A 26,503-nucleotide genomic window follows, 5' to 3' on the forward strand; every position below is an offset into this window, starting at 1 on the left:
GCCGCCCGAAGCCGCGCGGCCCAACCTCGGGAGGATCCCGACATGGCAGACAGCCCCACACGCCCCCACTCCCGCATGCGCTCGAGCGGAGGGACCCCCACCGTCCTCGTCATCGGCGGTGGCGCCTCCGGCAACGCCGTGACCATTCTGCTGCGCCGCGCCGGCATCACCGTCGACCTGATCGAGGCCAAGCCCGACTGGAACGCCACCACCGGCTCCGGCATCACTCTCCAGGGCAACGCCCTGCGCGTGCTGCGCGACCTGGGTGTCTGGGAGCGGGTGAGCGCCTCCGGCTTCCCCTTCGGCACGCTGGGCATCGTCGCCCCCGACGGCACCGTGCTGCACGTCGCCGAGGACATCAGGACCGGCGGTGACGATCTGCCCGCCACCCTCGGCATGCAGCGCCCCCAGCTTCAGCAGATCCTCATCGACGCGGTCCGCGCCTCCGGCGCCACGGTTCGACTCGGTACCACCGCCGAGGCCCTCGAACAGGACGCCGACGGTGTCTCCGTGCGCTTCAGCGACGGCACCGAAGGCCGCTACGACCTTGTGATCAGCGCCGACGGCCTGGGCTCCGCCACCCGCGCCGCGATCGGCATCGCCGAGAGACCCGAGCCGACCGGCATGGCCATCTGGCGCATCGCCGCCCCGCGCCCCGAGGGCGTGGAACGCACCGACCTCGCCTACGGCGGTCCGGCCCACATCGCCGGATACACCCCCACCAGCGAGAACACCATCTATGCGTTCGTCGTCGAAGCGTGCCGTGACCGCGCCTCCATTGACCCGGCCACCTACGCCGACGAGATGTACCGCCTGGCGCAGGCCTACGGCGGAGCCTGGCCGGAGATCACCAAGCACATCACCGACCCGGAAAAGGTCAACTACACCTGGTTCGACCGGCTGCTGGTCGAGGGCTCCTGGCACCGCGGCCGGGTCGTACTGATCGGCGACGCCGCCCACTGCTGCCCGCCCACCATCGCCCAGGGCGCGGCCATGTCCCTGGAGGACGCCATGGTCCTCGCCGAACTGCTGACCAGCGGACGGGACTGGGACGACAAGCTGCTCCAGAGCTACTACGAACGCCGCATCCCCCGGGTGCGGACCGTCGTCGAGGCGTCCGTGCAGATCGGCCAGTGGCAACTGGACGGCGTGCGTGACGCCGACATCCCCGGGCTGATCGGGCGCACGATGAACTTCCTCAAGGAACTGCCGTGACCGTGCCCACCGTGGACGTGCACGCGCACGTCCTGCTGCCGGAGGTCGACGCCCTGGTGGCGGACCTGCCGGGACTGGCCGAGGCCCGGGCCCTCGACGCCCGCCGTAACGGCCCCGCGTCCCTCGCCGTCAGCGGCCCCATGGTCCGCCAGCGCGCCCCGAGGATGACCGACGTCACCGCACGGCTGGCCGTGATGGACGCCCAGGGTGTGGACGTGCAGCTGGTCAGCCCGTCCCCCTCTCACTACCACTACTGGGCGGACGAGGAGACGGCCGAGAAGGTCTTCCGGCGCGCCAACGAGGCGACGGCCGCCCACTGCGCCCAGGCTCCCGGACGGCTGCACGGACTCGGCCTCGTCCCCCTGCAGCACCCCGAGCAGGCCGTACGCGCCCTCGAACACGCCCTGGAACAAGGCCTGTCGGGCGTCGAAATCTCCAGTCACGCCCCCGGCCGCGAGCTCTCGGACGCCGCGTACGAACCCTTCTGGTCCCGCGCCGAGCAGACGGGCGCCGTCCTCTTCCTGCACCCCTTCGGCTGCACGCTCGACGAGCGCCTGGATCGCTGGTATCTGTCCAACGCCGTGGGCCAGCCGGTGGAGAACGCGGTCGCGCTGTCGCACCTGATCTTCTCCGGCGTGCTGGACCGGCACCCCGGGCTGCAGCTGATCGCCGCCCATGGCGGCGGCTACCTGCCCACCCACATCGGCCGCTCCGACCACGCATGGTCCGCCCGGTCGGACGCGGGCGCCGACTGCGCCCATCCGCCGAGCAGCTACCTGAAGCGCCTGTACTTCGACTCCCTCGTCCACGACCCGCACGTACTGCGGGAACTGGTCCGGGCCGCGGGCGCCGACCGTGTCCTGCTCGGTTCCGACCACGCCTTCGACATGGGCACCGACGACCCCGTCGCCGCCCTGCGCGCCGCCCGGCTGCCCGACTCCGACTTCCACGCCATACGCGGCGGAAACGCCGCCGCGCTTCTCAACCTCTCCTGAGGAGGCCTCCACATGTCCAACCGCCTGCTCACCCACCTGCGGCACGTCGACCTCGCCGTGCCCGACTACGACAAGCAGCTCGACTTCTACGCCGGCGTCTGGGGCCTGACCAAGGTGGCCGAGGACTCCGGCATCTCCTTCCTGGCCGCCGAGGGCAGCCCCGAGCAGTATGTCGTCCGGTTGCGCAAGGCCGACGAGAAGCGCCTCGACCTCGTCTCCTACGGCGCCGCGAGCGCCGCCGACGTGGACACACTCGCCGAGCGACTCCTCGCGGACGGAGTGCAGTTGATCTCCCAGCCGGGCAAGGTGGAGACGCCCGGCGGCGGTTACGGCTTCCGCTTCTTCGACGTCGACGGGCGCACCATCGAGGTCTCCGCCGATGTCGAGGTACGACAGCACCGCAAGATCGAGGAGAAGGAGTCGATCCCGGTCAAGCTGTCGCACGTCGTGCTGAACTCCCCGGACCTGGACAGGACCAAGGCGTGGTACGAGGAGCACCTCGGCTTCCGGCTCTCCGACACGCTCGGCCATCCGCACATCGGCGACGTCATGCACTTCATGCGGATCAGCAACCAGCACCACTCCATGGCCATCGCCAAGGGTCCGCACACCTCGCTGCACCACATCTCCTTCGAGATGCGCGGCATCGACGAGTACATGCGCGGCTCCGGCCGCGTGATGCGCGCCGGCTTCAAGAAGATCTGGGGGCCGGGCCGGCACATGGCGGGCGACAACACCTTCACCTACTTCCTCGACCCGCACGGCAACACCGTGGAGTACACGACGGAGTTGGAGCTGCTGGACGAGGACACCTGGCATCCGCACGTCTACGACTTCTCGAAGCCCGAGGTGACCGACCAGTGGGGCACCGCCAACCCCATGAACGAGCTGGTCACCAAGGAATCCTTCAACGACGTCGACCGCGGCGTGTTCGTCGCCCCGCCGGTCTGATGGGCGAATCCCTCAGTCCCCGGGGGCGCGGTGGCCCCGTCAACCGCCCTGACTCCCACACCGCGCCCCCGGCCTTCGCGCCCATCCCTCACGCCGACAGCCGACAGGAAACCGCCATGCGTTTCGCCGCGTACGAGTACCGAAACCGACGTCATGTGGCCGTCGTCGAAGAGGACGGCACGCTCTACCCGCTGCCCGGTGTCGGCTCCCTGACCGGCCTGCTCGCTCAGGGCGGCGGCCTGCCCCAGCTGCTGGAGGCCGGCTCCACCGCGCTGGACGTCCCGGCCGGCCCCCACGCCTCCGAGGTACGGCTGCTGCCCCCGCTCCAGCCGCCCACCGTGCGGGACTTCGTCACCTTCGAGGAGCATGTCGAGGGCGTACGGCGCTCCGTGGACGGCGCCCCAGGCGTACCGGAGCAGTGGTACGCGGGCCCGACCTTCTACTTCACCAACCCGTACGCGGTGTACGGCCCGCACGACGACATCCCCATGCCGCCCGGCTCGACCGTGCTCGATTTCGAACTCGAAGTGGCCGCCGTGATCGGCAAGGAGGGCCGCGACCTCACGCCCGAGGACGCTCGCGACCACATCATCGGATACACGGTCTTCAACGACTGGTCGGCACGGGACCTGCAGTCCGCGGAGATGAAGGTGGGCCTCGGCCCGTGCAAGGGCAAGGACACCGCCACCACGCTGGGCCCGTACCTGGTCACCGTGGACGAGCTGGAGAAGTACCGGGACGCGGACGGCTTCCTGCGGCTCGGGCTCATCGCCTCCGTCAACGGCGAGACCGTCGGCACGGACCTTCTCTCCAACATGAGCTGGACCTTCGAGGAGATGGTCGCCTACGCCTCGCGTGGGACCGTCGTCCGCCCCGGTGACGTCCTCGGCTCCGGCACCTGCGGCAACGGCGGCTGCCTCGCCGAACTGTGGGGCGTACGGGGCGGGCAGGACCCGCCCCCGCTGAAGCCCGGCGACACGGTCACCCTCACCGTCGAGGGCATCGGCAGCGTCTCCAACACGGTCGTCGCCGGAGCCGCCCCGATCCCGCTGCCGACCGGCCGACGCCGCTCCCGGGAGCGGCCGTGACCGACCTCCACCCCAAGAGGCTCCTCGGCAAGATCGTCGTGGTCACCGGCGCCGCCCGCGGCCAGGGCGCCGCCGAGGCCGAGGCGCTGACCCGCGAGGGCGCCCGGGTCATGGCCACCGACGTGACCGAGGCACCTGGCTGCCGCCGGCTCGACGTCACCAGCGAGAAGGACTGGGCCGAACTCGCCGCCGAACTGGGGGAGTCGTACGGACAGGTGCACGGCCTGGTCAACAACGCCGGTGTCACCTGGCGTGTCCGCCTCGACGCCGTACGCCCCGAGGACATGGCCCGCGTCCATGCGGTCAACGTCACCGGGCCGCTCCTGGGCATCCAGCACCTGGCACCGCTGATGCGCCCTGGGGCATCCATCGTGAACGTCGGCTCCTCGGCGGCACTGACCGCCCACTACCCGGTCGCCTACACCGCCAGCAAATGGGCACTGCGCGGCCTGTCGGCCACCGCCGCCATGGAACTGGGGCCACGCGGCATACGCGTGAACACCATCCACCCCGGCTTCATCGAGACCGAGATGACCGCCTCCGCCGCGCCCGCCTTCCGCGAGGCCAACCTTGCCGGGACACCACTCGGCCGCACCGGAACCGTCGACGACGTCACCCCGCTCGTCACCTTCCTTCTCTCCGACGAGTCGTCCTTCATCACCGGAGCCGAGATCCCCGTGGACGGCGGCCTCACCGCGCACGGCGGGGCCAAGCCGATCTCGGACGCCGTACGCAACTAGGGTCTGTCTTCAAAGATTGCTAGATGGTGGATCACGGTGGGGTGGTACGTCGTCATGAACTCACCGATCAGGAGTGGGAGTTACTCGCTCCGCTCATACCGCGGGCCAAGACGGGACGACCGCGGGTGGAGGACCGCGGGGTGATCAACGGCATGGTCTACAAGATCCGGACCGGGATCTCCTGGCGTGACCTGCCCGAACGCTACGGGCCGTGGAAGACGGTCTACACCCGCTTCCGGCGCTACGCCCTCGACGGCGTCTTCACCCGGGCCCTGCAGCAGATGCAGGCCCGGGCGGATGCGGCCGGAGACATCGACTGGCTGGTCCAGGTTGACTCCACCATCGTCCGGGCCCATCAGCACGCCGCGGCCATGGGCCGAAAAAGGGGACCCTCCGGCAGGACGAACCGGATGATCAGCGGTCTCTCTCGCGTCATTCCTGCTCTGGGCAAGATCCGTTTGAAGACGGACCCTAGTACTCCAGCCGTAGACCGTGATCACGGATGGCAAGGTCAGGCCCGGGACGCTCCGAGGAACCGCAGCACGGCCAGGACGCGGCGGTGGTCCGCGTCGACCACGGGCAGGTCAAGCTTGGCGAAGATGTTGTTGATGTGCTTCGCCACGGCGCTCTCGCTGACCACCAGCGCCTGCGCGATGCCGGCATTGGAGCGCCCCTCGGCCATCAGGCCGAGCACCCCCCGTTCGCGGGGGGTCAGCCGCGCGAGCGGGTCGCTGTCGCGCCGCAGCAGCAACTGGGCGACGACCTGCGGGTCCAGAGCCGTGCCCCCGTCCGCCACTCGCCGGACCGCCGCCACGAAGTCCGCGACATCGGCAACCCGCTGCTTGAGCAGGTAGCCCACACCGCTGGTGTTCGCGGACAGCAGGTCAGCCGCGTACCGCTCCTCCACGTACTGCGAAAGCAGCACCACCGGCGTCCCCGGCCAGCGCCGACGGATCTCCATCGCCGCCCGCACCCCCTCGTCGGTGAAGCCGGGCGGCATCCGGACGTCGATCAAGGCAAGTTCGGGCCGGTGCTCCGCCACTGCCGCCAACAGCCCCTCCGCGTCGCCGGTTTCCGCGGCGACCTGGAACCCGCCCATCTCCAGCACCTTGATCAGGCCGACCCGCAACAACACCGAATCCTCGGCGATCACCGCGCGCACGGCAGCTCCGCGGTGATGGTGGTGGGCCCGCCAACGGGGCTGCTGACGTGGAAGGCCCCGTCGAGGGAGCCGACCCGCTTGGCCAGCCCGGTCAGCCCCGTGCCGGCGGCGGCGTCGGCACCGCCCAGCCCGTCGTCGGTAACGCGCACTCGCAGCACCTCGCCGACCTGGCGGACTATCACCTCTACACGCATCGCGTTGGCGTGCTTCGTTGCATTGGCCAGCGCCTCAGAGATCACGAAGTACGCGACTGACTCCACGTTGGGCGCCACCCGCTCCTCCAGATTGACCCGCAGCCGCACCGGCAGGGGCGTGCGGGCAGCCAGCCCGGACAACGCCGCGTCCAGACCTCGGTCTTCGAGCACGGCCGGGTGCAGCCCCCGCACCAGGTCATTGAGTTCGGCGATCGCCTCCTTCGCCTCCAGGTGCGCTCTCGCGATCACCTCGCGGGCATCACTCGGCAGGTCCGGGCGGGCGGCAATGGCCAGCCCCAGGTTGACCGCGAGAGACACCAACCGCTGCTGGGTGCCGTCGTGCAGGTCGCGCTCGATCCGGCGGCGCTCCGCGTCGACGGCCTCGATCAAGTCGGTCCGGCTCACGGCCAGCTGATCGACCCGCTCCTGGAGCCGCTGCGCCCGGCTGGGCCCGAGCAGGCCCAACGCCAGCCGCGCCTCGGCCCGGGCTACTGCCCGCGCGGTCCAGGGCAGGGCGCACAGGAGGAGGAGTCCAGCCGCCGTGTAAGCCGGCAGCTGGGTCAGGTAGCCGAACCAGTCCTGGCGGATTCCGGTTGGCAGCGCCCATGACCAGGCGTAGGCGATGACGCCCGCCAGACACGCCGCTGCCACCGCGAGCACCAGCAGCTCCAGCAGCGCGAGCAGCGGGCCCAGCAGGAGGTGGTAGCCGATCTTGCGCCAAGGCCGCGTCGCCGCGAGCCACCGGGCGGTCGAGGCCCACGTCCATCGTTCCGGCGCGGTGGGAGTGAGCCCGGGGACGTCCACACCGATGAGCACCCGGTAGCGAGCCCGCTGAACGGCCGTCAGCACCGGGGTGCCGAGCAGGACCAGGGCGGCCGACATGGAAACCGTAAGGAGCCAGTTCCCCGTCCTGGCGGTAGTCGCCGCCGCCCAGGCCCACACGGGCACCAGCGCCAGGTGCGGCAGCACACCAGCGGCAAGAAAGCCGGTGTCCCGCTGCGCCCGGAGGACCGTGCGTCTCAGTCCAGCTGGAATCGTCATGGCACGACGCTAGGGCACCGCCGGAGGACGGTGCCATGAAACCTGTACCCGATCTCATGGTGAACCTAGTACCAGCTGTAGATCTTGATCTTGGCCTGTGGGCGGACAGCATCTCGGGTCGGTAGGTCGGCTTCTGCTGGCCGCTGGCAGGTAGACCGGGCCCGGTGGAACAGGCACTATGCCCCGGTGAGCATCGTCATCAAGTTCTTCGGGGCACCGGACGCCGAAGCTGCCGCTGCTGTCGCGGAGGGTGGTCCCGACGGGGTCTTCGAGTCCCTGACCTTCGGCAACTTCGATGTCGAGGAGGCTCTGATCGAGTGGGAGGGCATCTTCACCGGTCGGAGCTTTGAGGAAGTCCTTGACGACGATGTTCCCGAGACTGTTGTCGACCCGGACGACGGCGAGGGTCCGCTCGTCCTCGCCGTCTCCGGCACCCTTCGAGATGCCCTGTGCACTGCCGTCGAGCAACGGCTCGCTGAAGTCAGCCGGCTGTGGGTGGCCGAGCGGGCGGCAGACGGCGAGGTCTTCGACCCCGAGATCGCCGTGTGGATCCTGAGCGGCTTGGCCGACCTGGCCCGTGCCGTCCGCGAGGGAGACGAGAACCTGTACTGCTGGGTGGCGTAGAAAGGGTACGGCCACCGTTGATCATCGTCGGTTGTGTGGACAGACGAAGATCAGCCGATGGTCGTGGGCCACAGCGTAGACCCTGCCCGGTGGCAGCCGGTGTTCGACGACCTGATGGCGGAGGTGGCGAGGCGGTTCGCCCGGGTCGAGCCGCGTCGCAGGGCACGGGCCTTCGTGCTGGGCCTGCTGGCAGAGTTGCCGCGGAAGAACTGCGGGACGATTGCGGAGCATGCCGGTGACAGCAGTCCCGCCGGTATGCAGCACCTGCTCAACCGCGCGTCCTGGGACGCCGACGGAGTCCGCGACGACATACGGGACTTCGTGGTCGAGCACCTCGGCAACCAGGACGCCGTCCTGATGGTGGAAGAGACCGGTGACCTGAAGAAGGGCACCGCGAGCGTCGGGTGCAACGCCAGTACACCGGGACCGCGGGGCGAATCGAAAACGCCCAGGTCGCCGTCTACCTCGTCTACTCCACCCCGGTCGGGCACGCTGCCATCGACCGGCGCCTCTACATCCCACGCTCCTGGACTCAGGACCCCGACCGGTGCCGGGACGCAGGCATCCCGGACCACACGGGGTTCGCCACCAAGCCCGCCCTGGCCACCGAGATGATCACCCAGGCCCTGGACGCCGGCGTCACGGCCTCATGGGTCACCGGCGACGAGGTCTACGGCGGCGACCCCCACCTGAGCGCCGAACTGGAGCGCCGTCAGGTCGGCTACGTCCTCGCCGTCTCACGCAAGCGACCGATCCCGACCCGCGCGGGCGTCTTCACGGCCGGCATACTGGCCCACTGCCTCCCGAAGACTTCATGGCAGCGACCCTCACCCGGAGACGGCGCCAAAGGTCACCGCTTCTACGACTGGGCCCAAGTAGAGATCGGCAGCCCGGCGAGCAGCACGGGTCACCGGTCGTTACTCATTCGACGCAACCGGCGCACCGGCGAACTCGCCTTCTACCGTGGCTACTCGGCTGGACCCGTTCCTTTGAGCGCCCTGGTCAGGGTGGCCGGGCGCCGCTGGACGGTGGAGGAGACCTTCCAGTCCGCGAAGGGCCTGTCCGGCCTGGACGAGCACCAGGTCCGCCGCTGGACCTCCTGGCATCGCTGGACCACGCTGGCAATGCTCGCGCACGCATTCCTCGTGGTCACGGCCGCCATCGAACGGACCACCGTGACCACGCCGCCAGGGCTCGCCCCGCTGACCTGCGGCGAGATCCAACGTCTCTTCACCGCCTTCATCGCCTTCACCGCCTTCGCCGCACCGCAACCACGCGGCCTGGCGCACTGGCTCAGTTGGTCATGCTGGCGCCGACGACACCAGGCCCATGCACGAAGCAGCCACTACCAACGTCAGGCCCTCCAACAGTCGTGATCAAGATCTACAGCTGGAGTACTAATTCGCTTGCCGCTGGGGTGGCGGGCGGGTTGAGTGACGGCTATGAACCTGACACAGGCGGCCGAGCGGCTCGGGTTGGGACAGTTGCTGGACGCCCCGCTGCTGCTCAAGGATGACGAGCAGAGCCCGGTGTGGAAGGCCGTTACTGACTCCGGCTCATGGGTGGTGAAGATTGCCCAGCCCTGGGGTGACTTCTGGATGCCCATGGCTGCCCAGGCAGGGGCGCTTGAAGCCGCCGCGTGGGAGAGCGGTGTCGCGATGCCCGAGCCGCAGTCGACGACTCTGGGAGAAGCGGGTCTGTGGCGACCGATCGGGGACGGTGCCTACGCCCGTGCGGTGCGTTTCGTCGAGGGCGCGCATCCCACCGCGCCGACGTCCGAACCGTTGGCGGCATGGGCTGGCGGGCTCGTCGCTGACCTTGCACGGTGCGCGATTCCAGCCGACCCGACGGTCCACGGCGACTACCGGTCGAACTCCCAGGAAGAGTGGGAGGAATGGTTCGCTCAGGCCGAACGCCTCGAGGTCCTCAGCGCCGAGCATGTCCGCATCCTCAAGCTGTCGCTGGAGCAGGCCGAGGCCATGATCGAAGATCAGCAGGACTTGTGGCGATCCAAGGTGGTCATGCACCGCGACATCCGGCACCAGAACATTCTGACCGGCTCCGGTGGACCGGTGCTGTTGGACTTCGATGCCGCTGGCGCGCAGGACCCGTGGTGGGAACTGGTCTTCACCGCTTTCCATCTCGCCGGCTTCGGCCGGCGGTTGGAACTGCCCGAGCGCCGTATCGTCCAAGCGTGCCTGTCCGGGTATGTCGCTGCGGGAGGGGCGGTCGGGGCGGTCGATGAGTCGGCGTTCACCGGCATGTTCGCCGGACGCGTGGGAGCGGCGACCTGGCAGCTGTGGATGGCCTGCGGCCACCGGGGCGGGAGTCGGGAGTACCAGGCCGGCTTCGCTCAGACACTCAGGGAGTCGGTGAACGCGATGGCCATGATGCTCAAGGCCATGCCGACCTGGGCCACCTGGCTCAAGGCGTAAGCGGGGAACGCTGGGCAAGGCGCCGCCAACAGCCGATCTCACTAGGGTCCGTCTTCAAAGGGATCTTGCCCAGAGCAGGCATGAGGCGAGGCAGACCGCTGCTTCATAGCTGGTGGCGGTCTTGTCGTACCGGGTAGCGATGCCATGGAAGCCTTTGAGCAGGTTGAAGCACCGCTCGACGGTATTGCGGCGGCGGTAGATCTCCTGGTTGAAGCCCGGCGGGCGACCGCCGACGCTGCCACGGCGTCGACGGTGGCCTTTCTGATCGGAGCGTTCGGGGATGGTATGGGCGATCCCGCGCCGGCGCAGGTAGGCCCGGAAGCCGCGGGAGCTGTAGGCCCTGTCCGCGATCAGGTGATCCGGGCGGCAGCGTGGGCGACCGTGTCCGGTTCGCGGTACGCGGATGCGTTCCAGCAAGGGGCGAGCGCACGGGCTGTCATTGCGCTGACCGGGGCTGAGCAGCACGGCCAAGGGGCGGCCGCGACCGTCGCAGGCCAGATGGATCTTGGTGGTCAGTCCTCCGCGAGACCGACCGAGGGCGTGATCGTCCCGTTCTTCCTGCTGTGGTTGAGCGGCAGTTCGGCCCGTGGCGGCGGCGTGCTGGTGAGCGCGGACAATGGTGGAGTCGATCTGTACCAGCCAGTCGATGTTCCCGGCCGCATCCGCCCGGGTCTGGAGCTGCTGTAGGACGCGGGTGAACACGCCTCGTAGGGCGTACCGCCGGAAACGTGTGTAGACGGTCTTCCAGGGACCGTAGCGTTCGGGTAGATCCCGCCAGGTGGTCCCGGTACGGATCTTTACTCGAGGACGGCCGGTTCCAGCCCGGGGTATCAGCGGAGTGAGTAATTCCCACTCTTGGTCGGTGAGTTCATGTCGATGCACAGCCCATGATCCAATAGGGGCGCGCGGAGGGGGAGATCGCCATGGATGTTATTGCGGGGGCTGTGGGCTCGCAGATTCTCAGTGCAGTGGTGGCCGCCGTGCTCACCGGGATCGGCACCCTGGTGCGCTGGTTCGTGGTCAAGCGGCTACCCGCACGTCGCACGTGGCGCTACCTGAACGCAGGCGAACTCTCCATCGTTCTGGACACCTCCTACGTCGACACCGGCCGCTACCAGCGACCCGTAGCCGGTCTGGGACAGGTCCGGGCGCTGTCCGTGCTCGTCCCCTCTCTCACCCACGCCTACCGGGACCTCGATTTGGAGAAGGTCCGCCTGTCGGCGCACTTGCCGGGCAGCGAGATGGAGCACGACTTGCTCGTATTGGGCGGACCGAAGAACAACGAGGTAGCCCGCCGCATCCTGGAGGCCATGACGGAGGCGTTGCCGTTCCGGCTGGGCGCAGGAGCGATCACCTGGGAGGGGACGGCCTACACAGGCGATGCCGCGGACGGCGAGGTGGTACGTGACTGCGGCTACATCGTCCGAGCTGCGAACCCCCTCAACCCGAAGACTCGCGTCGTGCTGATCGGCGGTTGGTCAACCTATGGCACCGTGGCCGCAGCTCGCTGGTTGGCCGAGAACGGCGCCAGTCGTTCCCTGACCGCCGATGTCGCCGTGCTTGTAGAAGCCTCGGTTCTTCGAGATGGCCACGTGTCCACACCTCGCGTCCTGCGCCAGGCAAGCCTCAACAGGTGAACCGCGCCACCGTTTGAAGACGGGCCCTAGAGAAGCGCCTCCAGCAGGTGATGCCGAAGCCGAGCTTGCGCGACAGAGGCTCCCAGTTGATGCCGGTATGGAGCACGAACAGGATGGGCTGCAAGCACTTCCGCTCATCCAACGGCACTGGGTGAGCCGTCGTCTGACCGCCCACCCGCTCGCACCATCGGATACGGGTGTCCGTGCTCAGCCACCTGTTCGAGGAGGAACGCCCCTGCAGGCTGCCGCTCTCAGTCGGGGGTGGGGCGGAACGGGATCACGTTGTCGGCCGGACCGGGCTCTGTTGAAGCCCCTTGTTCCTGGGCGAGAACAGCACTGGCGAGGGCCAGGTTGGTCACCAACTGGCGGAGCTCTTCGATCTCGACTTTCTGGTTCGCGATGGTCCTCTTGAGCTCAGCGACGGTCTTCCGCAGCCGCTTCTCAGGCTCCGGGATCTGCTGGGCTTCGCTGCGGACACGCTCGTAGAACTCGTTCTTCAGATCAGCGTGTCGCTTCATGAGGGCCATGCGGTGGACGCCGGCCTCGGCAGCGAGAGCGACGTTGGTCAGACTGCCGTTGGAGGCGATGGCCTGTCCTGCCAGGACCCGGTCCATGGCCGCGCGGATGTGGTGGCGCTCGGCCTGATGCTGTTCGGTCACGTCAGGGCCTCTGCGGATGGAGCGGTGGTGTCGTGCGCGCTGGCCGTGGCCGTGGCCGTGGCCGGGAGCTGGGCGGCGATCGCCTTCAAGCGCTTGGCGATCGGTCCTGGTGCTGGGGCGGCAAGAGTGTCGAGTTCGGTGGCTCGTTGCCGCAGCCTGCGGGCGTGGGCGTCGGCTCGGACGGTGTTGCCGAAGCCGGGCTGGCAGTCGTACTGCCGTGGGGCAGTGGCGCCCGGGTCGGGTTCGCAGAGCGCGTTGTCCCGCTTGAACGCGCAGACGAGAAACGCGTCGGGGTTGTCATAGAGCACGACGCCGGCGCGGGCGGGGAAAAGCGGCGGCCTTGCGCGCAAAGGTCCTGGTGACGGTGCGCCCCTCGAAGCGGGGCAGGGGCCGTTCTCGGCCGCTGCCGAGCAGTCCCCGGTGTGCACCGCGTCCACCCTGCTCGCTTCACTATGTCCGCGTCACCGTGATCATCGCCGTCCGCGCCCTTCTGGTCGCGGCCCTCACCTGAGCCCGCGGACCGACACCGCGCTGGTGGCGCGCGCTGTCGGGCAGACTTGGGGCACGAGGACGTCACCGTCGACGACGGCAAACCTGGAGTTCGGTCCCAAGGTCTCCGAGCGGGCCCGCGCCAAGCTGAACCGGATCGCGGCGAACATGACCCGCCCACCCGAGCAGCGCACCCGGCCGCTCGAGCAACTGCGCGCATGGTGGAAGACGAGCGCGATCCTCGCCTCCGGGGTGACCGCGGACGTCATCAATCGGTCCGCCTGGTCAGGCAGTAGGTCCGTGGTGGTAAACCGCCCCACTGCGGATGCCGCCCGTGGTGGCGAACATCTGGGGGACGGTGACGAGGTCGTATCCGCGGGCCCTCAGCAGGTCGACCAGCCGGGGCACAGCTGGCGGGGTCGTGCCGTACCGGTCGTGCAGCAGGATGATCGCGCCGGGCCGCACTCGGGCGAGGACGGCCCGCTCGATGAGGGTCGGGTTGTGGTGCTTCCAGTCCTGGGGCTGACGTTCCACAGGACCACCGCCATATCCACCGCACCAGCCGCCTTGGGTACGCGGGAATCCATCGCTCCGAACGGCGGCCTGAAGAGTGCTGGCCTGTGGCCGGTGACAGACGCGATCTGCCGCGCCGCGACGTCGATCTCGTGGTCGATCCGGTCCCGCGACAACAGGGGGAGGCGGGGATGGGTGACCGTGTGATCGCCGATGGCGTCGCCGTCCCGGTACTCCCGCAGCACGTCGGCGCGGTTCTGGAGCGCGCGCGGCCCGATGAGGAAGAAGGTGGCGACGGCATGACCGTCTTCCAAGGATCTGAGGACCGCGGTGGTGTAGCGGGTCGGACCGTCGTCGAAGGTGAGGGCCACGCACCGCACCACCCGGCAGTCGACGGTGTGCTGGTGCGTCGCGCTGGTGTGGGCAGCGTGCCCGGGGGCGACGGTCGCCGTCACCGGGCCGAGTGTGGACACGACGACCGACAGGGCGGTGGCGGCGACGGCCACCGCGGTACGGTACCGACCCGATCGGACAGCCATCGGGGTACCTCGTCCGTCACGGCCGCGCGCGTGCCAGCGGCCTGAACCTTTTCAGTCCAACCAGTGGGGCGGACACGCGCACCCCAGCGAACATCATGTGGTCGGAGTTCGTGACCGGCGGTTCGGCGCTTGTAGTGGCAGCGCATGGCAATCGCCTGGTGGCGACGACGCCACCGGGACCATGTCAGTATCCGATCAATGTGGCGGCGGCGGTGGCTTGTTCTGGGGCGGCATGTCGCCAGGAGCCTGCGGATCTTTGCCAGGCTGAGCGGGATGAGGAGCTCCTCGGTCATCTGCACACGGGTCACGTCGGTACCCCATAACTCGCAGCAGTGAGAAGGGAAGATGGGGATGATGTCGTGATGGTTGCCCCACTGTTCGCCGCGTCCATGGCGGATTTGACGAGGGAGCGCATACGGGCGCTGGTCGCGGGCCCGGATCAGGTTGAGAGCCAGACGCTGGAGTTCAAGCGCGAGTACCGTTCCGGTAGGAACGCGGCACGTTGCCGTCTCCGAAGGGCTTTCAGCAGGGCAGCGGCCCGGTTCGGAGACGTCCTGGGTACGGTCGTGGACGTGAACGTGTAGAGCGGCCGGCAGGAACAGCTGTGTCGTGCCACGCAGTTGCTGCAGCAGCCGGGCCCCGGTTCCGCAACCTGGGCCGACAGGAAGGAGCGGGCACAGCCGTCCCCCTCTGTGTGTTTCCTGTGGTTGCTGATGTGGTGTGGCGTCAGCGCTCATGAACCGAATCATGTACGGGACAACCCCCCGGTGGATCGGGGCGGTCGGCGCGTTTCTGGTCCTGCTGCTCTCGGCGGTCACCTGCTGCGGCCGGCGCGTTGAAGAGGGTCTCACCGTGAACCCCGCGGGCGACTGAGTGGCGCACCTTGACGCTCGGTCGACTCCTCCAGCATGGCTGATGAGCATCCGGGCATGTCGTTGTCGCGTGTCACCCCACCCGGAATCCTGAAGGGTAATTCGCCGAGCGCGAACGGGCCGGGCCCGGCCGGGAGATGGCGGACGGCGATTGCCACGGCCTGGTGCGCTGTGGCGAACCGGCTGAGGTCATCGCTGGTGAGGCTCCTGCCGACCGCGTACGTGCCGTCGCTGTTCGCGAGCAGGCACGGTCCGACGGCGGTCAGGCGCGGCCGGGTGGTGGTCGAGAAGCGCAGCGCCCAGTGGCTCGTGAACGGGTAGAGGGCGCAGAGCCGGCTCGGCGTGTGCCGCCTCGATCAGGGCCAGCCCATCTCCTTCTGGCAGTTCACCAAGTACGGCCTGATCGTCACGGGTACGACCGTGGCCATCTCACTGCTCTACGTGTGGCTGCGCTACTTCGTTCTCGCGTGACCTGGTGCCCTGTCCGCCGCCCGGTGGCGTGCGGTCTGCGGGGCGCCAGGTCGCCGCACTCCCCAGAGCAGGCGGGTCGGGCCGGCGTCAGACCTCCTCGCGCACCTTCGAGGGGCGGGGACGTGCCCCGTCGAGTCGAGCGGGTGACCCAGGCCGTCGCGGCGTCCACTGCTGCACTGCTGCGCGCAGCGGGGCTGCACGGCCACAAGTACGCCATCGATGCCGTGCTGTGTGCGAGCGCCCTGCGGGAGGGGCCAGGAGGGCCAGGGTGATGCCGCGCTTGCGGCGCAGTTCCCGCAGTCGGGGCCCACAGCCGCGAGCACATGGTCTCCGCCCATCCCAATACGTGTCCGGGGGCCGCCCCTGACGGATGGCGATGCCGCGCCACTGCGCGTTTTCAGCCGACGGTGACGACACGCGCCCAGGGCGGCGGGCCGTCCGGGACGTAGTCGGGGTTCTCCTCGTCCACGGCGCGGGCGGGACGAGGGAAGAGACCGACGACGGTGCGGCAGGGCGGCTGCGCGGAGGGCCACGGCGTCTGGCCGTCCGTCAGGGCGACGATCACGTCCGGGCGGGGCCGGGAGCGCAGCGCCCGGGCGAAACCGGAGCGCAGATCCGTCCCCCCGCCACCGACCAGTGCGATGTTCTCGGCGCGGCAGAGCGGGACGGCGACCCCGGCCGCCGCGTCGCAGGAGATCACCGAGACCAGGTCGCGCCGTCCGCCCACCGCCCGCGAGATTGCCGCCACCTCCAGCAGCGCGCTGCCCAACTCGGCGTCGCTCACCGACCCGGAGGTGTCGATCACGACGCAGACCCGGGGCGGCGTACGGCGCAGGCTCGGCAGCAGCACCCCGGGGATGCCGGCTGAGCGCCGGGACGGACGCCGGTAGCTGTGGTCCTCGCCCGCCCCCGGCGCCCCCGCCGCCGAGCGGACAGCCGCCCCCAGCAACTGCCGCCACGGTTGCGGCGGATGGAACGCCTCGTCCGCCCACCGGCGCCATCCCACCGGCGCGTCGCCCGGTCGGCCCTTGATCCCCTCCGCGACCCGGAAGCGAACCGCGTCCCGCTGCTGCCTGCTCAGCCCATGTGCCCCGTCGGGCCCCCGCTCCCACGGCCGGACCTGCCCGTCGGCGCCACTGCCGCAGTCCAGCCAGGCCAGGTCCGCGGCGAGCCCGGACATCGACGCCGTACGCAGGTACTCCTCCATCAGCAGCCCGGACGGCAGCCGCAGCAGCGACGGCAGCACCGCCCCGGTAGGGAGGGGCAGACCGTCGCCGTAGATGTCGTCGTTGATCTCGAAGTCGGCGGCGATGTTCCGCCGCAGTCGCTCGCCCGGCCCGTGCTCCCCGTGCTCCCGCGCATACCGCTCACCCCGCCCGTGGTGGTCCCGGAGCAGATGGGAGACCTCATGTACCCAGACGCCCGCCAGCTCCTCCACCGGGGTGCGCGCCACGAAGCCGGGGGAGGCGTAGCAGCGCCAGTGCGCGTCCACCGCCATCGTCGGCACCGACCGGTCCTCGAGCACATGCAGCGCGAAGAGCGCACTGGCCAGGTAGGGGCGGACCTTGACCGCGTGCAGTCGGGCGGCCAGCAACTTCTCCATGTCCAGGGGAGTCCGGGCCGGCCGGCCGCCCGCCGGAGCCGGCCGGCGGCCCGGGCACGGTGGCCCGCACCGGTCGTGGTGGCGGGGGCGGGGACATCGGGCGCGGCAGCGGGCGTGGCCCCGGGCGCTTGGCGGCCCCCGTCATCGGCGCGCCCCGTCGCACGCCCGGCGTCGGCCGCCGCCGCGGCCCGCCCCACCGACCGGTCGGCCCGCCGGGCGAGACCGACCACCCCGGCCAGCCGCTCCACCGCCTCCGGCACCTCCCAGTCGTCGCGCCGCAGCGCGGCCAACGCCGTCGCCGGGCCGACCAGCAGGTCCGGGGCGCCGGTCTCCAGCGCCCGGACCAGCACCGCCCAGCCCGCCTCCCACCGCTGTCGTTCGGGCCGCGCCCCGACGGCGGCCACCACCGCCTCCAGCGCCGCCTGACGCAGATCGCCCCGTTCCGGCAGCTCTGCGGAGGCCGGATCGGCCAGCAGCGACTCCGGGTCCGGCAGGTCCATCCGGTCCAGATGGGCGAGGAGTTCGAGCCCCGGCCCGTCCCCCACCGCGCCCCGCACCAGCAGCGCCAGCACCTCTCGGGAGACGGATGCCGCCGCGCCGAAGGCCAGTAGGGTCAACGCGACCTCCCAGCTTCTGGGCGAGGGCCAGGCACCGCCGCGCCGCGTCTCGGTGCTCGGCAGCCGGTGGATCAGGGTCGGCCGGGCTTCCAGGAAGCCGCAGACCGCGCGCCGGGCGAAAGTCACCGCCTCCGGCAGCCGGTCCGGCACCAGCCGGGGCAGCTCCGCCCGGGGCCAGACCCCGCCGAGGCCGCGCACCACCACCTCCCGGTCGTGCACCCAGTACAGGTGAACGAACCGGTTGGCGAGCGGCGGGCTCAGCTCCCACCCGTCCGCCGCCGACGCGCGCGGATTGGCGGCGGCCACGATCCGCACCGCCGAGGGCAGTCGAAGCGCACCGACCCTCCGCTCCAGGACGACCCGGAGCAGTGCGGCCTGCACGGCCGGGGTGGCGGTGGAGAGTTCGTCCAGGAAGAGCAGCCCCCGCCCGGCCCGCACGAGCTCCACCGCCCACTGCGGCGGCGCCATCGGCACCCCCTGCACCGCCGGGTCGTCGCCCACGACGGGCAGCCCGGAGAAGTCGGACGGCTCGTGGACGCTGGCGATCACGGTGGTCAGCGGCAGGTCGAGGGAGGTGGCGAGCTGCGTCAGGGCCGCGGTCTTGCCGATGCCCGGCTCGCCCCAGAGCAGCACGGGCAGGTCGGCCGCCACGGCCAGGGTGAGGGCTTCGAGCTGTTCGTCGGGGCGCGCCTCGGTGGTGGTCGTCCGCAGGAGGGCCAGGAGGTCGTCGGCGACGGCGAGTCGGGTGCCGGTTCCGGATGCGTCGGCGGGGGTGGGTGCCGACGTGCCGACGGCCGGGACCGGGGTGGGCAGGAGGGTGCTGGAAGTCATGGGCATCACCGGGTGTGGAATAGGGGGACGGGACGGGCCGCCCCGGATGTCGTGGGGTCGCGCGGCGAGGAACGCACGGTGTGGGAAAGGGATTTGGGTGGGGTCCGCCGGTCAGCGGTGCAGCCCGGTGCGGGGTCGGGCCCGGCTGCTGCGCTTGCGGCGCATGTCGTGAGGCGTACGACGGTCGAGCCGAGGACGGTGGCCCGCCTCCGCGTGCCGCGCGCCCAAGGCGTTCCCGTCCCCGACCGCACCGGCGGCGGGGTGCTCGGCGACCAGTCCCGAGCGGAAGAGCCCGTGGTCGATGCGGCGAGCCGCGGCCGACGCCAGTTCCTCCCGGAGCGGCCCGTCGCGTAGGACCGCACCGGGACCGAGCAGCCCCTCGACCACGGCCAGTGCCCCGGCGACGTCACCGTGGCCGAGCCGCTCCCGGACCGCGGGCAGTGCCTCCGGGCTGCGGTGCACCGCCTCGATCGCCCGCAGGCACGGCAGCGCCGGCCCGCCGAGCGCCACCAGCAGTTCCTCCCGGCGCAGTTGGGCCGGGTCGTGGTCGATCGCCGTCAGCACCCCGTCCCGCAGCGCGATCCGGTGGACCTCGCCCCTGCACTCCACCCGGTGCGGATCGCCGGGCTCGGGGGCGGGGACGGCCACCGGCGCCGAGTCGGACCCCGCCACCGAGCCGGGCGCCGTCAGTGCTGCGGCGACGAGCGGATGCAGCCGCTCGACCGCGACCAGCCCGGCCCGCAGCAGCTCCAGATCCGGAAGGACGCGGGCCGCCGCCTCCGGTAGCACCGGAAGAGCCGCGATCTTGTGCGGCGGCAGAGCCTCCCGCAGCGGCCGGAAGGTCGGGGCATGGCTGTCGTCGGGGGCGACGAGTTCGAGCACGGCGCGGCTCCGCGCACCGAGCCGCACGGTGAAGGCCCCGCGAGGGCGCCCCTCGGCCCGCAACAGCAACTCCGCCTCTGCGGCCCAACTCGTCACCGCCCACCCGGAATCGGTGACGGCGGGGCGAGGGGACCGATGGGTCCGCTCTGGCAGGTCCGGCCGGTTCGGCAGGACTGGAAGGCCGGGTTCGTGGGCCCGGTCGGGCGAAGCCAGCGAACTGCGCCGCTGCCCCACCGACGCCGACGCCACGGACGGTACCCCGCCCCTACCGCACCGTCGCGCCAGTTCGCCGCTCCGCCCGGAGTCCCAGAGATGCCGGTGCAGGTCGAGCCGGAAACGCCGGGCGGGATGCGGGTGCGGATGGTGCCAGGGGGCGCCGTTCCCGGACCCCTCCCACAGGGCCAAGGACATCCGCTGCCCGGCGTCCGCCCAGGCCGGCGGTGTCCGCACCACCAACTGCAGCGGTGTGGCGCCGGAACTCGGGTAATGGGCCAGGGAGATGGTGAGGCCGGGCCGGAGCCGCCCGTCCGGGGCGACCCGGGGCATGTGCCAACGGAGCAGATCGGGCGCCAGGAGACGCAGATCTGTACGGAGGTGGGTGACGAGATCGGAGCCGTGGCGGTTGCGCACGGCGCGCAGATCGAGATCGACGTCGATCCGGGCGGCGGCGCAGGCCCCTGCCCAGTCACCGACCGCACGCCGCGCGGTCGCGGTCTCGATCATGGACGGTGGCACGGCGTACTCACGCACGCGCCGCCACATCGACAAGTGGGCCGGAATCGTGTTCGCGAAGTGATGTGCCATCAGCACTCACCTTGCGCGAACGATTCCCCCAATCCGTGAGAGGAGAGATTCTTCATCGTCAGCATCGTAACCACACCGATGATGATCTGTCAGGCCCATTGGACCGCCTACCGACCTTCCTTCGACGCACGCCGCAACGCCCCCAGCCGCGCGGCGAGTACTCCCGTGGTCGCCTGCAACGCAGCATGCGCAGTTGAGGCGCTGCCCGGCGAGCAGGGCAGTGGCGAACAGTGCGAGTTCGGCGGCGGCGAACATCGCGGCGCCCTGGGTGTCGGCGGCAAAGCGCCGGGTGGTGGGCAGAGTGCGTGCAGGGACGGGCGCTGTGTCGGGCTGGGTCGGACGTCCAGTCAGGGCACGCCTTCACGCGTGCACAGGGCTTGGGTGAAGCCCACTCTGGCGCTGCAAGGCCCATGGCCGCGACTTACTCGGGACGGCCGATACTCGCCCTTGGCTCATTTGCCGGCTTCAGGGCCGTACCACTGCCGGCGCCGGCCCGCTCCGAGTGCCACGGCTTGCAGTGCCGACGCTGACATGGTGTTTCCGGAGGCGCCTGCAGCTTCTGTTGCCCTCTTGTGTTCGATTCATTCGACTCCTAATGTCGTCGTCGCTCCCGCGGGTGTGCTCTGATCTGCGGTGTTGTGTACGCAAGCGCTTCGACGACCGTGTGCCGACCGGGCTCGCCGATTGACCCGCACGTCCCCGCCGTTCCCTCCCCGATGGTGCCTGAAGGCTGGAGATCTCATGCAAATGTCACGTCGTGGCGTTCTGATCCTCGGCGCCGCCGGCGCGGCTGTCGCCGGCGGCATGCCTGCGGGCTCGGCCCGGGCAGCCGAGACGGCCGACGCAGCAGACGCCTCCGCGCGCACCGAGCGCCTGTTTCTCTCCGGAGAGGACGCAGACCACCCGGTCGACTGGGATTTCTTGTGCACCAGCGGGCGGCGCAGCGGCGTTTGGGGCAGCATCCCGGTTCCGTCCAACTGGGAGTTCCAGGGATACGGCACGTACAACTACGGGTGGAACCTGCGCCCGGAGGAAAAAGGTCACTACCGATACACCTTCACGCCGCCCGCCCACTGGCGTGACAGACGTGTCTTCCTCGTGTTCGAAGGGGCGATGACCGACACCGAGGCGTGGATCAACGGCGAGCCGGCAGGGCCCGTCCACCGCGGCGGCTTCTACCGTTTCCGTCACGAGGTGACCGGAAAGCTGCGTCCGGGGCAGGACAACCTCCTGGAGGTGACCGTCAGCAAGGAATCCGCCGACGACTCCGTCAACCGGGCCGAACGCATGGGCGACTACTGGAACTTCGGCGGCATCTACCGCCCCGTCCATCTGGAGGCGTTCCCGCTCCAGCACATCGAACGCATCGCCGTCGACGCCCGCGCCGACGGCACGCTGCGGATCGACGCCCATCTGTCGGGTACCGGTACCGCCGACCGTCTCGTCGCCCAGGTCACCGACCTCTCCGGTCGGCCGGTCGGCGCCCCCTTCACCGCGGCCGTCGCGCCCGGCGACACGACGGTGACCCTCAGAACCGCCGTCGACTCCCCCCGACAGTGGACGGCGGAGACCCCGCACCTCTACCGCGTCGAGGTCGCGCTCCGCGCCGGCGAGCGCCGCACCGTCCACCGCGTCGACGAGAGATTCGGCTTCCGCACCGTCGAGGTGCGCCCCGGCGACGGCGTGTACGTCAACGGCGTCAAGGTCCTCCTCAAAGGGGCCAACCGGCACACCATCTGGCCCACGTCCGGCCGGGCGACCAGCGCGCGCATCAGCCGCAAGGACATCCTCCTGATGCAGGAGATGAACATGAACGCGGTCCGGATGTCCCATTACCCGCCGGACACGCACTTCCTCGACCTCGCCGACGAACTCGGGCTGTACGTGCTCGACGAACTGGCCGGCTGGCAGAAGTCCTACGACGAGGCGGCAGGCAGGCCCCTCGTCGCCGAGATGGTCACCCGTGATGTCAACCACCCGTCGATCCTGTTCTGGGACAACGGCAACGAAGGCGGCTGGAACACCGCCCTCGACGGCGACTACGCCCGCCACGATCCCCAGCAGCGCACCGTTCTCCACCCCTGGGCGAACTTCGGCGGCATCAACACCGACCACTACGAGACGTACGACAGCACGCGCCGCATCCTCCAGGAACGCGACGACGTCTTCATGCCCACCGAGTTCCTCCACGGCCTCTACGACGGCGGCGCCGGCGCGGGGCTCGACGACTACTGGAAGCTGATGGGCCGTGAACGGCTCTCCGCCGGCGGTTTCCTGTGGGCACTGCTCGACGAGGGCATCGTGCGGGACGACCTCGGCGGCGGCATCGATGTGGCGGGCAACGCCGCACCCGACGGCATCCTCGGCCCCTTCCGCGAGAAGGAGGCCAGCTTCTACACGATCAAGGACATCTGGTCTCCCGTACAACTCGCCGAGCCGGAACGGTTCACCTCCGGCCTGCCGGACGACTTCGACGGGCGGATCGGCCTCACCAACCACTACGCCTTCACCAACACCCGTACCTGCCGGTTCACGTGGCGGCTCCTGGACTTCCGCACCCCGTCGCAGCGGCGGGACGGCCACACGGTGCGCGCCCAAGGCACCGCCTCCGCTCCGGACATCGAGCCCGGCGCACAAGGAGTGCTGCGCCTGCCCCTGCCGTCCGGCTGGCGATGCGCCGACGCCATGGCGCTCACCGTCACCGACGCCGACGGCCGCGAGATCCGCAGCTGGACATGGACCATCGCATCCGCCGCCGATCAGGCCCGACGGCTGGTACGTACGGGCCCCGGACCGGCCGTACGCGGATGGCTCGCGGACGACAGGCTCACCCTCGCATCCCGCGACACCACGGTCACGCTCGACGCCACGACGGGCATGCTGGCCGGCGTCACCCACGGAGGGAGGGATTTCGCGCTGTCCCGCGGTCCGCTGCCCACCACCGGAACGGCCGAACTCGCCCGCCTGACGCACGGGCCCGACGGCAACGGCTACACGGTGCAGGCCGAGTACTCCGGCGTCCTGCGCCACGTCCGGTGGCATCTGCACCCCAGCGGCTGGCTGCAGTTGGACTACCGCTACCACCTCACCGGCGAGTACGACTTCTTCGGCGTCGGCTTCGACCATCCCGAATCGCAGGTGACCGGCGTGACATGGCTCGGCCACGGACCCCACAGGGTGTGGAAGAACCGGCTGCGCGGCGTCGCGACGGACGTGTGGACGAAGCAGTACAACGACACCGCGACCGGTGCCGACGGCTGGGTGTACCCGGAGTTCAAGGGCTACCACGCGGGCGTCCGCTGGGCGTCCCTGCACACCACCGCCGGACGTCTCACCTTGGTCTGCGAGGACGAGAACCTCTACTTGCGCCTCTTCACCCCCCGCTTCGGACCCGACCCCCGCCACACCGCGCCGCCCTTCCCGCAGGGCGATCTCTCCTTCCTCGACGCCATCCCTGCGATGGGCACCAAGTTCGACCCACCGGCCGCGCTCGGCCCCACCGGCGCCCCCACCACGGCGACGGGCGACTACGGTCGAACCCTGTACTTCTCGTTCTCCCAGTAGCGCGTCCACTCACTCGCCGACGCCGCACCAGGCGGCCGGACCCCTGCCGACCGGCACTCCCAACAGGTGCTCGACCTCACCTTCCCGAGGCGTGCGCCTGCCCCCACGACCGTGACGGCCAGTGCCGATGTGGTCGAAGGCGGTGATCTCGCCGCCGGCAGGGGCAGTTCCTTCTCGAGGGCTTGCCCTGCCCCGTCCTCGGTCGCCACGTGGTGCGCAGCTCTCGCGGCGCCTCGTGTGTATGCCTGCTGCTTCACGATGCGGTCGAGGGCGGCGGCGAGCCGGTCGGCGGTGAGGATCGGTAGGGATCGGGTCGGTGGCGGCGCCGAGGGCGGCGAGACGACCCGCCCAGAACGGCTTGTCGGCAGCCACCGGTGCCGTCTTCGGGCGGACGCATCACCGCATGGCGCGGCCAGAGGCACGTCATGGATGGCGACCCGTTCTGTGTGATCGCCTGACCGCGGCTACACTCCCCGCCCCAACAGGGTGCCCTGTCCCAGTTTCGCCGGGAGGGGCACCTTGCTCTAGTGCAAGGAAGCCCCCTCATGCTGGTCCGTGAAGTCTCGTTCACCGTCGACCTCGGTGAAAACGGCTACCTCATCGGCTTCACCGACGACTACGAGTATCCAGCCGAGATGCCCTTCGGCTGGCGCTGTGGCCCGGCCACCGACGACGGCGCCGTCGTTCTGACCACCACCGACACCGGCCCCCTGCAGATGACCATCCAGGTCCACGACGCCCCGCCCGCGCCCGCGCCCGAGACCAGCGACGAGTGGGAGCCCGCGGAGGAAATCAGCCTGCGCGCCGACGACCCCACCCTCTCCCTCGCCACTCTCGAGCAGGGCGACATCCTCGACCCCTGGCCGGAGGAGGAGCCTGTCCTCAAGGTCCCGCCCGCCCCGGACGGCCAGGGCTGGGGGCGGATGCGCTTGTACTGCCACACCGACGACCCCGAACCAGGCATCGGCGACCACGGAGAGTGCCACCTGATCCAACTCTGGCGCGCCCCTCAGACGCCACCGGTACACCCTGAGATCACCGAGGCGGACCGCCAAGCCCGTGCCGAGTACGCCGCGAACATGGCTACGCCCGTTGAGGACTACACCACCACACACACCTACACGCAGGGTGGTGAACCAGACTGACACAAGACGTGCCACCGCAGCACGTCAGACCTCACCGGACGTCAGGGGCTTTCCGTAGACCCAGCTCAGGCAAGAGCCGGCCTGGAACAATCCGCGTTCAGCGGGCCGGCGGTGGGCATCGGGCAGCTGGCTTCGTTCATCTCGGGGAACAGCGTTTGTCGATAGGTTGCGGAGGCCGTTGGTGATCAACCGGTTCGTGAATCTCGACGAGAGATGACGGCACGGGTCCAGTCTCAGGAAGCTGGTCGATCTCACAACCTGGCGATCGGCGAGCTGCGACCGTTGAGTTGCCTGTTCAAAGGGGTGAGGCTGAGTTAGAACCCCCAGAGATCACGATCAAACTCACTTGCGGGGCAGCGACGATCTAGGACTGGGACGACGGCGCCGGCAGAAGGCTGGGCACGGCTGTGTCCAGGCGCCGCGGAACGTCAGTGGGCCGTGGACGGGCTGGGCTGGGGAGTCTTCAGCGGCTTGTAGCCCTTCGCGCCGGTGAGGTTCGCGCCGTCCAGGTTCGCGCCGCTTATGTCCACGCCGCTCAGATCCGCGTCGCTCAGGTCAGCACCCCTCAGGTCCGAGGCACCCAGGTCCGCTACGATCGAGGACGGGCCGTACCGCTGCACTGCGCTCAAGGGGCCGCCCAGGATCGCGCCGTGCAGCTTTGCTTTCGCTAGGTCCGCACCGAACAGGTCCGCGCCGCTCAGGATCGCATCCGTGAGGTGCGCGCCAGCCAGGTGCGCGTCCTTCAGGTTCGCGACGTGCAGGTTCGCGCCGTCTAGATCCGCGCTGTCCAGGACCGCGTTCTCTAGGTTCGCGCCGTCCAGGTTCGCGCCATGCAGATCCGTGCTCTCCAGGTGCGCGTTCCCTAGGTTCGCGCCGTCCAGGTTCGCGCCCTCCAAGTCCGCGCCGCGCAGGTTCGCGCCGTGTATGTCCGCGTCGTGCAGGTCCACTGGGGTGTTCTCGATGAGGGGGGCCGCGAGGATGGTCAGGGCGGCTTGGACGTCGTTGGCCGGTTGGTCAGGCTTCGCGGTGCTCTTCCGGGCATCGGGTGTGTGACTGCGGACGTAGGCGGACAGGACTTGGACGACGGTGGGGGCGTCGCGAGGGGAGTCTTGAGCGATGCGCTGAAGCGCATACATGCCGCCGATCCGCACTTCTTCTGCGGTGTCGCCGAGGTTCGCGACCGCGGCGGTGTATCGGTCGGTGACCTGTCCATCCCGGGCCAGTTGCTGTTCGGTATTCGCCTGTCGGATCGTCATCCAGGTGAACCCCGCAGCGGTCAGGGTGGAAAGGCTCACCAGAAGGGTCATCGAGCGCTCCATCCGTGTCCACCACCGGTTGCGATCCGGCTCTGCCGCAGGGGCCGCCGTCGTCGTGGAGGTAGCTGGCGGCTGCGTCCCGGCGCCCTGGACAGCTGACCTCGCAGGCGGCACGG

23 protein-coding genes and 5 pseudogenes are annotated in these 26,503 nt (G+C 70.0%); 15 read left to right on the forward strand and 13 right to left on the reverse strand.

Annotated elements, in window-relative coordinates:
• Window positions 1–42: 42 nt before the first annotated feature.
• The 6 genes and pseudogenes from N8I84_RS40200 to N8I84_RS43315 all read left to right on the forward strand — a co-directional run.
• Window positions 43–1,215 carry an FAD-dependent oxidoreductase gene (locus N8I84_RS40200; protein WP_263234447.1) on the forward strand — a complete coding sequence of 391 codons (1,173 nt, stop codon included), beginning with the start codon at window positions 43–45 and terminating at the stop codon, window positions 1,213–1,215.
• Window positions 1,212–2,210 (forward strand): amidohydrolase family protein, encoded by a 999-nt coding sequence (locus N8I84_RS40205; protein ID WP_263234449.1) that lies wholly within the window; start codon window positions 1,212–1,214, stop codon window positions 2,208–2,210. Before N8I84_RS40200 ends, N8I84_RS40205 begins: the two co-directional genes overlap by 4 nt.
• A 12-nt stretch (window positions 2,211–2,222) precedes the next feature.
• Window positions 2,223–3,161 (forward strand): VOC family protein, encoded by a 939-nt coding sequence (locus N8I84_RS40210; RefSeq protein ID WP_263234450.1) that lies wholly within the window; start codon window positions 2,223–2,225, stop codon window positions 3,159–3,161.
• Window positions 3,162–3,277: 116 nt separating this feature from the next.
• Window positions 3,278–4,249, forward strand: a complete 972-nt coding sequence (locus N8I84_RS40215) for a fumarylacetoacetate hydrolase family protein (RefSeq protein WP_263234451.1) — start codon at window positions 3,278–3,280, stop codon at window positions 4,247–4,249.
• Window positions 4,246–4,989, forward strand: coding sequence for an SDR family NAD(P)-dependent oxidoreductase (locus N8I84_RS40220; protein ID WP_263234452.1), 744 nt, complete (start codon window positions 4,246–4,248; stop codon window positions 4,987–4,989). The genes N8I84_RS40215 and N8I84_RS40220 overlap by 4 nt, the downstream gene beginning before the upstream one ends.
• Window positions 4,990–5,012: 23 nt before the next feature.
• A pseudogene (locus N8I84_RS43315) lies at window positions 5,013–5,414 on the forward strand (IS5 family transposase); the annotation flags it as partial.
• Between the two features lie 86 nt (window positions 5,415–5,500).
• Here N8I84_RS43315 and N8I84_RS40225 read toward each other — a convergent pair.
• Both N8I84_RS40225 and N8I84_RS40230 read right to left on the reverse strand, forming a co-directional pair.
• Window positions 5,501–6,151, reverse strand: a complete 651-nt coding sequence (locus N8I84_RS40225; protein WP_263234453.1) for a response regulator — start codon at window positions 6,149–6,151, stop codon at window positions 5,501–5,503.
• The gene (locus N8I84_RS40230; protein WP_263234454.1) at window positions 6,139–7,386 is read right to left on the reverse strand and encodes a sensor histidine kinase; all 1,248 of its coding nucleotides are present in this window, start codon (window positions 7,384–7,386) and stop codon (window positions 6,139–6,141) included. Before N8I84_RS40230 ends, N8I84_RS40225 begins: the two co-directional genes overlap by 13 nt.
• Before the next feature lie 186 nt (window positions 7,387–7,572).
• On the opposite strand from N8I84_RS40230, the gene N8I84_RS40235 reads away from it, so the two are divergent.
• The 3 genes and pseudogenes from N8I84_RS40235 to N8I84_RS40245 all read left to right on the forward strand — a co-directional run bounded on the left by N8I84_RS40235 (window position 7,573) and on the right by N8I84_RS40245 (window position 10,445).
• Window positions 7,573–8,010 (forward strand): hypothetical protein, encoded by a 438-nt coding sequence (locus tag N8I84_RS40235; RefSeq protein WP_263234455.1) that lies wholly within the window; start codon window positions 7,573–7,575, stop codon window positions 8,008–8,010.
• 57 nt (window positions 8,011–8,067) lie between these two features.
• A pseudogene (locus tag N8I84_RS40240) lies at window positions 8,068–9,386 on the forward strand (IS701 family transposase).
• Window positions 9,387–9,452: 66 nt separating this feature from the next.
• The gene (locus tag N8I84_RS40245) at window positions 9,453–10,445 is read left to right on the forward strand and encodes an aminoglycoside phosphotransferase family protein (protein ID WP_263234456.1); all 993 of its coding nucleotides are present in this window, start codon (window positions 9,453–9,455) and stop codon (window positions 10,443–10,445) included.
• A gap of 54 nt (window positions 10,446–10,499) precedes the next feature.
• Here the strand turns inward: N8I84_RS40245 and N8I84_RS40250 are convergent, their stop codons facing one another.
• Entirely contained in the window at window positions 10,500–11,327 is an 828-nt protein-coding gene (locus N8I84_RS40250) for an IS5 family transposase (protein WP_263234457.1), read from the reverse strand.
• 41 nt (window positions 11,328–11,368) lie between these two features.
• Between N8I84_RS40250 and N8I84_RS40255 the strand changes: the two genes are divergently transcribed.
• Window positions 11,369–12,082 carry a hypothetical protein gene (locus N8I84_RS40255; protein ID WP_263234458.1) on the forward strand — a complete coding sequence of 238 codons (714 nt, stop codon included), beginning with the start codon at window positions 11,369–11,371 and terminating at the stop codon, window positions 12,080–12,082.
• Window positions 12,083–12,116: 34 nt separating this feature from the next.
• On the opposite strand, the pseudogene N8I84_RS40260 reads toward N8I84_RS40255, so the two are convergent.
• From N8I84_RS40260 to N8I84_RS40280, 5 genes and pseudogenes are all read right to left on the reverse strand, one after another.
• Window positions 12,117–12,224, reverse strand: a pseudogene (locus N8I84_RS40260) (IS5/IS1182 family transposase); the annotation flags it as partial.
• A gap of 109 nt (window positions 12,225–12,333) precedes the next feature.
• Window positions 12,334–12,741: a hypothetical protein gene (locus tag N8I84_RS40265; protein WP_263234459.1), complete on the reverse strand. Its 408-nt coding sequence runs from the start codon at window positions 12,739–12,741 to the stop codon at window positions 12,334–12,336.
• The gene (locus N8I84_RS40270) at window positions 12,738–13,049 is read right to left on the reverse strand and encodes a hypothetical protein (protein ID WP_263234460.1); all 312 of its coding nucleotides are present in this window, start codon (window positions 13,047–13,049) and stop codon (window positions 12,738–12,740) included. Before N8I84_RS40270 ends, N8I84_RS40265 begins: the two co-directional genes overlap by 4 nt.
• A gap of 195 nt (window positions 13,050–13,244) precedes the next feature.
• A complete protein-coding gene (locus N8I84_RS40275; RefSeq protein WP_263234461.1) occupies window positions 13,245–13,499 on the reverse strand; it encodes a hypothetical protein in 255 nt (84 codons plus the stop codon).
• Window positions 13,500–13,613: 114 nt separating this feature from the next.
• Window positions 13,614–14,249 (reverse strand): polysaccharide deacetylase family protein, encoded by a 636-nt coding sequence (locus tag N8I84_RS40280; protein WP_263234462.1) that lies wholly within the window; start codon window positions 14,247–14,249, stop codon window positions 13,614–13,616.
• A 780-nt stretch (window positions 14,250–15,029) separates the two neighbouring features.
• Here N8I84_RS40280 and N8I84_RS40285 point away from each other — a divergent pair.
• A complete protein-coding gene (locus N8I84_RS40285) occupies window positions 15,030–15,155 on the forward strand; it encodes a hypothetical protein (protein WP_263234463.1) in 126 nt (41 codons plus the stop codon).
• Here the strand turns inward: N8I84_RS40285 and N8I84_RS40290 are convergent.
• Window positions 15,130–15,450 (reverse strand): DUF6193 family natural product biosynthesis protein, encoded by a 321-nt coding sequence (locus N8I84_RS40290; RefSeq protein WP_263235041.1) that lies wholly within the window; start codon window positions 15,448–15,450, stop codon window positions 15,130–15,132. The two genes, N8I84_RS40285 and N8I84_RS40290, sit on opposite strands and share 26 nt — an antisense overlap.
• 46 nt (window positions 15,451–15,496) lie before the next feature.
• On the opposite strand from N8I84_RS40290, the gene N8I84_RS40295 reads away from it, so the two are divergent.
• Both N8I84_RS40295 and N8I84_RS40300 read left to right on the forward strand, forming a co-directional pair.
• Entirely contained in the window at window positions 15,497–15,625 is a 129-nt protein-coding gene (locus N8I84_RS40295) for a hypothetical protein (RefSeq protein WP_263235081.1), read from the forward strand.
• Window positions 15,626–15,756: 131 nt separating this feature from the next.
• A pseudogene (locus tag N8I84_RS40300) lies at window positions 15,757–15,897 on the forward strand (DNA-binding protein); the annotation flags it as partial.
• Between the two features lie 125 nt (window positions 15,898–16,022).
• On the opposite strand, the gene N8I84_RS40305 reads toward N8I84_RS40300, so the two are convergent.
• From N8I84_RS40305 to N8I84_RS40315, 3 genes and pseudogenes are all read right to left on the reverse strand, one after another.
• Window positions 16,023–17,228, reverse strand: coding sequence for a vWA domain-containing protein (locus N8I84_RS40305; RefSeq protein WP_263234464.1), 1,206 nt, complete (start codon window positions 17,226–17,228; stop codon window positions 16,023–16,025).
• Between the two features lie 152 nt (window positions 17,229–17,380).
• Window positions 17,381–18,676 (reverse strand): annotated as a pseudogene (locus N8I84_RS40310) (AAA family ATPase); the annotation flags it as partial.
• A 111-nt stretch (window positions 18,677–18,787) separates the two neighbouring features.
• Complete coding sequence (locus N8I84_RS40315; protein WP_263234465.1) at window positions 18,788–20,362, reverse strand: hypothetical protein; 1,575 nt, start codon at window positions 20,360–20,362, stop codon at window positions 18,788–18,790.
• A 747-nt stretch (window positions 20,363–21,109) separates the two neighbouring features.
• On the opposite strand from N8I84_RS40315, the gene N8I84_RS40320 reads away from it, so the two are divergent.
• A complete protein-coding gene (locus N8I84_RS40320) occupies window positions 21,110–23,926 on the forward strand; it encodes a glycoside hydrolase family 2 TIM barrel-domain containing protein (RefSeq protein ID WP_263234466.1) in 2,817 nt (938 codons plus the stop codon).
• A gap of 545 nt (window positions 23,927–24,471) precedes the next feature.
• Entirely contained in the window at window positions 24,472–25,071 is a 600-nt protein-coding gene (locus tag N8I84_RS40330) for a hypothetical protein (protein ID WP_263234467.1), read from the forward strand.
• Window positions 25,072–25,499: 428 nt separating this feature from the next.
• Here the strand turns inward: N8I84_RS40330 and N8I84_RS40335 are convergent, their stop codons facing one another.
• Window positions 25,500–26,378 carry a pentapeptide repeat-containing protein gene (locus tag N8I84_RS40335; protein ID WP_263234468.1) on the reverse strand — a complete coding sequence of 293 codons (879 nt, stop codon included), beginning with the start codon at window positions 26,376–26,378 and terminating at the stop codon, window positions 25,500–25,502.
• Window positions 26,379–26,503: the final 125 nt, after the last annotated feature.

The organism is Streptomyces cynarae (genome assembly GCF_025642135.1).
Classification (GTDB): Bacteria; Actinomycetota; Actinomycetes; order Streptomycetales; family Streptomycetaceae; genus Streptomyces; species Streptomyces cynarae.